Below are 5,118 nucleotides of genomic sequence, written 5' to 3' on the forward strand. Positions count from 1 at the left end.
CCCCTGGCCGGCGCCAAGGGTCGCTCAAGGTTGCTCAAGGGTTGAACGGATAAACAGATAATGCGCTTGCTGGTGCGGTTCTTGGGTTTCCTGTTCGCCGCGGGAACAGTGGTGTTCCTGGTCGGCGTCGGCGCCGTGGCGGGCCTGATCTGGCATTTCTCCAAGGACTTGCCGGACTACTCTCAGCTTCAGGATTACGAGCCCCCGGTGATGACGCGCGTGCACGCCGTCGATGGCTCGCTGCTCGGCGAATACGCCAAGGAGCGGCGGCTCTACCTGCCGATCCAGGCGGTGCCGAAGCTCGTGATCAACTCCTTCCTCGCCGCCGAGGACAAGAACTTCTACGAGCATGGCGGCATCGACTACACCGGCATGGCACGCGCCGGCGTGGCCTACATCCAGAACTACGGTTCCAACCGCCGTCCGCAGGGCGCTTCCACGATCACCCAGCAGGTCGCCAAGAACTTCCTCCTGACCAACGAGGTGTCGTTCGCCCGCAAGATCAAGGAAGCCCTGCTCGCGATGCGGATCGAGCGGACCTACTCCAAGGACAAGATCCTCGAGCTCTATCTCAACGAAATCTATCTCGGTCTCGGCGCCTACGGCATCGCGGCGGCCTCGCTCGTTTATTTCGACAAGTCGGTCAACGAGCTGACGATCGCGGAGGCGGCCTATCTGGCGGCGCTGCCGAAGATGCCGGCGACGCTGCATCCGGTGCGCAACCGCGACCGCGCCATCGAGCGGCGCAACTACGTGATCGACCGCCTGCTCGAGAACGGCTGGATCAAGCAGGCCGACGCCGACAAGGCGCGCAAGGATCCGCTGATCGTGGCCAGCCGCGGCAACGGCGCCCACACCTTCGCCGGCGAATATTTCGCCGAGGAAGTCCGCCGCGACATCTTCGAGCGCTACGGCGAGAAGAAGCTCTACGAGGGCGGGCTCTCGGTGCGCACCACGCTGGATCCAAAGATCCAGGTGATGGCGCGCAAGACCATGGTCGCGGGCCTCGTCAATTACGACGAGCAGCAGGGCTATCGCGGCGCCATCAGCAAGCTTGACATATCGGGCGACTGGGGCGTGAAGCTCGCCGACGTCAAATCGCTCTCCGACATCTCGCCGTGGCGCATGGCGGTAGTGCTGGAAACCAGCGACCAGTCGGCGCGCATTGGCTTCCAGCCGGGCCGCGAGCTCGGCGGCGCCGTGAGCAAGCAGCGCGAGACCGGTCTCGTCACGATCGACGGCGTGAAATGGGCGAAGTTGAAGGGCAAGCCGCCGACGTCTGTGTCGCAGGTGCTGCAGCCGGGCGACGTCATCTACGCCGATCCGCTCTACAAGGACGGCAACCCGGTCGAGGGCCAGTACCGGCTACGCCAGATTCCCGAGGTGTCGGGCGCGATGGTGGTGATGGATCCCTGGACCGGACGCGTGCTGGCGATGGTCGGCGGCTTCTCCTTCGACCAGAGCCAGTTCAACCGGGCGACGCAGGCCTATCGGCAGCCGGGCTCCTCGTTCAAGCCGATCGTCTATTCGGCGGCGCTGGACAACGGCTACACGCCGTCCACCGTCGTGGTCGACGCGCCGATCGAGATCGACCAGGGGCAGGGCGGCGGCGTGTGGCGGCCGGAGAACTTTTCCTCGGGCAAGTATCAGGGGCCGGTGACGCTGCGCAACGCGCTGCGGCAGTCGCTCAACACCGTGACGGTGCGCCTCGCGCAGGACATCGGCATGCCCCTGATCGGCGAATATGCCCGCCGCTTCGGCGTCTATGACGAGCTGCCGAACTACCTCTCCTATGCGCTCGGCGCCGGCGAGACCACGGCGATGCGGATGGTCACGGCCTATTCGATGATCGCCAATGGCGGGCGCCGCGTGAAGCCGACGCTGATCGACCGCATCCAGGACCGCTACGGTCACACCATCTTCAAGCACGACCAGCGCGAATGCCGCGGCTGCGACGCGCCGGGCGGCTGGAAGAACCAGCCCGAGCCGCAGCTCATCGACCGCCGCGAGCAGGTGCTCGACCCCATGACGGCCTACCAGGTCACCGAACTGATGGAAGGCGTCGTGCAGGCCGGCACCGCGACCGTGGTCAGGGAGGTCGGCAAGCCGATCGCCGGCAAGACCGGCACCACCAACGAGGCCAAGGACGCCTGGTTCATCGGCTTCTCGCCCGACATCGTGGTCGGCATCTACATGGGCTACGACAAGCCGCGCCCGCTCGGCAAAGGCAATGCCGCGACCGGCGGTCATCTCGCGGCTCCCATCGCGCGCGACTTCCTCAAGCTCGCGCTCGCCGACAAGCCGGCCGTGCCGTTCAAGGTGCCGGCGGGCATCAAGCTGATCCGCGTCGTCGCCAAGACCGGCATGCGCGCCGGCCCCGGCGAGACCGGCGGCACCATCCTCGAAGCGTTCAAGCCGGGTACGGCGCCGCCGGATAACTACTCGGTCATCGGCGTGGCCGATGCCGATGGCCGGATGCCCGTGCAGGCGCCGCCGGATTCCGGCTTCTTCGGGCGTCCCGGCACCGGCGGACTGTACTAGCGGATAAGGGCTGCGACCGGCCTCGCGGCCGGTTGCGCTTTGCCGCCGCCGCCGCTACATCCCCATCTCATTCGCACGCGGACATTCCGCGAGACCAGAGAACAACATGCGCGCCGAAGTCGAACGGTTGGTAGAAGAGATCAAGCAGTCGGTCGGGCTGCTGAGGAGGCATCTTTGACGTCGAGAAATCGACGGCGCGCCTCGCCGAGCTGAACAAGCTCGCCGAAGATCCCAATCTCTGGAACGATCCCCAGAAGGCCCAGAAGCTGATGCAGGAGCGCACCTCGCTGGAGGATGCGCTCGACGGCATCGGCAAGGTCGAGCGCGAACTCGACGACGACGTCGGCATGATCGAGCTCGGCGAGGCCGAGGGCGACGAGGGCGTGGTCGCCGAGGCCGAAGCCGCGCTGAAGGCGCTGAAGAAGGAGGTCGCCCGGCGCGAACTCGAGGCGCTGCTGTCGGGCGAGGCCGACGGCTTCGATTCCTATCTCGAGGTCCATGCCGGCGCCGGCGGCACCGAGAGCCAGGACTGGGCGCAGATGCTGCTGCGCATGTACACGCGCTGGGCCGAGAAGCACGGCTTCAAGATCGAATATCTCGAAGAAACCCAGGGTGAGGAAGCCGGCATCAAATCCGCCACCATCCAGATCAGCGGCCACAATGCCTATGGCTGGCTGAAGACCGAGGCGGGCGTGCACCGCTTGGTGCGGATTTCGCCGTTCGATTCCAATGCGCGCCGTCACACCTCGTTCTCGTCGGTTGCGATCTTTCCGGTGGTCGACGACTCCATCAAGATCGACATCAAGGAATCCGACGTGCGCACCGACACGATGCGTTCGGGCGGCGCCGGCGGCCAGCACGTCAACAAGACCGAATCCGCGGTGCGGCTGACCCACATCCCGACCGGTGTCGCGGTGGTCTGCCAGGCCGGCCGCTCCCAGCACAAGAACCGCGCGCAGGCCTGGGACATGCTGCGCGCGCGGCTCTACGAGATCGAGTTGAAGAAGCGCGAGGAGAAGGCGGCCGCCGACCAGGCCGCCAAGACCGACATCGGCTGGGGCCACCAGATCCGCTCCTACGTGCTGCAGCCCTACCAGATGGTGAAGGATCTGCGCACGGGCGTGCAGACCTCCGATACCTCGGGCGTGCTCGACGGCGACCTCGACGAGTTCATGGCGGCGACGTTGGCGCAGCGTGCGTTCGGCACCGGCCCGGGCGCGGTCGAGGATGTGGATTAGCACATGACCAGAGTGGCCTTCATCGGATTGGGACGAATGGGCCACGGCATGGCGGGTCGCTATCTCGATGCCGGCTTCACGGTGTCGGTGTGGAATCGCAGCAAGTCGAAGGCGGAAGACTTGATCGCGCGCGGCGCGCGCTGGGCAACCTCGCCCGAGGATGCCGCGATCGACGCCGACGCCGTGGTGACGATGGTTGCCGACGACGAGGCCTCGCGTGCGGTCTGGCTCGGACCGGATGGTGCGGCGAAGACGGCGAAGGCCGGCACCGTCGCGATCGAGTGTTCCACAGTGTCCTACGACCACGCGCTGGAATTGTTCCGCGAACTGAAGGCGCGCGGGCTCGTCTATGTCGATTGTCCAGTCACCGGCCTGCCGGACGCGGCCGCCGCCGGAACGCTGACGCTGCTGGTCGGTGCCGATGCTGCCGATCTCGAACGGGCGCGATCCTTCCTTGAGCCGATCGGCTCGACCATCCGCCATTTCGGCGCGGTCGGCTCCGGCACCGTCTACAAGCTCATCAACAATCTGCTGGGCGCAATCCAGATCGCGGGCCTCGCCGAGGGGCTTGCGATCGCCGAGCAGGCCGGGCTCGACATGAAGCTCGTGCTGGAGGCGATCCAGGGCGGGGTGGCCGCAAGCCCGCAGGTGCTGCGTCATTCCAAGCGCATGGTGGCGCGCGACTTTTCGGGCGCGACCTTCACCGCGGCGCTGCGCCACAAGGATGCCGATTACGCGGTCCGGCTCGCAGAAAATCTGCTCGCCGGCACGCCGCTGGTCAGCCGCGCCGCGGTGGAGGCCTACGCACGGGCCAAGGCAGCGGCGCCCGACGACGACGAAGGCAAGATGATCGAGATCGTGTCGCGGCCGAAGACATAGGCCCGCGCGTTCGGTCGGAAATCGGGTGGCTATATCGGCGGCTCCGCCGCCGGCCGGTCGCCACTGCGCGAGCCGCGCGAAGCCCGCCACGCCGCAAGCCATTCCGTAAACCGCCCGCTGTCGCGCGCCCCGCCGTGCCAGGCGGCGTAGGCGGTGCCGTCGGCGGCAATCAGGATCACGGCATCGAGCCCCCTGGAGCGGCGTAGCGTGTCGATCGCCTGCCGCGGCGTCTGCGCGATGGGGCCGGCGACGTTGAAGGAGGTGTTGACCGACATCTCGACGCCGATGCGACGGCCGAGCGCCTTCAGGTAGGCATAGGTGAGCGGATCGTCCGCGTCACGCACGATCTGGATGCGGCCGGTGCCGTCGGCATGGATCACCGCCGGAATTTTCTGGCGCGCGCCGGGCTTCGCGTGCGCGGTCAGCACCATGTAGTTGTAGGCATTGTATCCGGCGTCGG

Annotated in this window: 4 protein-coding genes; 3 read left to right on the plus strand and 1 reads right to left on the minus strand. The window is 66.8% G+C overall.

What is annotated here, in order from left to right; all coding sequences use genetic code 11:
- Positions 1-60: 60 nt before the first annotated feature.
- From KGM94_RS23195 to KGM94_RS23205, 3 genes are all read left to right on the plus strand, one after another.
- Complete coding sequence (locus KGM94_RS23195; protein ID WP_300264491.1) at positions 61-2,541, plus strand: penicillin-binding protein 1A; 2,481 nt, start codon at positions 61-63, stop codon at positions 2,539-2,541.
- A 106-nt stretch (positions 2,542-2,647) separates the two neighbouring features.
- Positions 2,648-3,779 (plus strand): peptide chain release factor 2 gene (gene prfB, locus KGM94_RS23200; protein ID WP_300264493.1). Its coding sequence is split into 2 segments (ribosomal slippage): positions 2,648-2,716 and positions 2,718-3,779, totalling 1,131 coding nucleotides; the frame shifts between segments, so codons are not numbered across the junction.
- A gap of 3 nt (positions 3,780-3,782) precedes the next feature.
- On the plus strand, positions 3,783-4,658 hold the full coding sequence (locus KGM94_RS23205; protein ID WP_300264495.1) for an NAD(P)-dependent oxidoreductase: 876 nt from the start codon (positions 3,783-3,785) through the stop codon (positions 4,656-4,658).
- 29 nt (positions 4,659-4,687) lie between these two features.
- Here KGM94_RS23205 and KGM94_RS23210 read toward each other — a convergent pair.
- On the minus strand, positions 4,688-5,118 hold a 431-nt coding region (locus tag KGM94_RS23210; RefSeq protein WP_300264498.1), incomplete at its 5' end, for a carbamoyltransferase C-terminal domain-containing protein.

This window comes from Bradyrhizobium sp. (assembly GCF_028868675.1).
Lineage (GTDB): Bacteria > Pseudomonadota > Alphaproteobacteria > Rhizobiales > Xanthobacteraceae > Bradyrhizobium.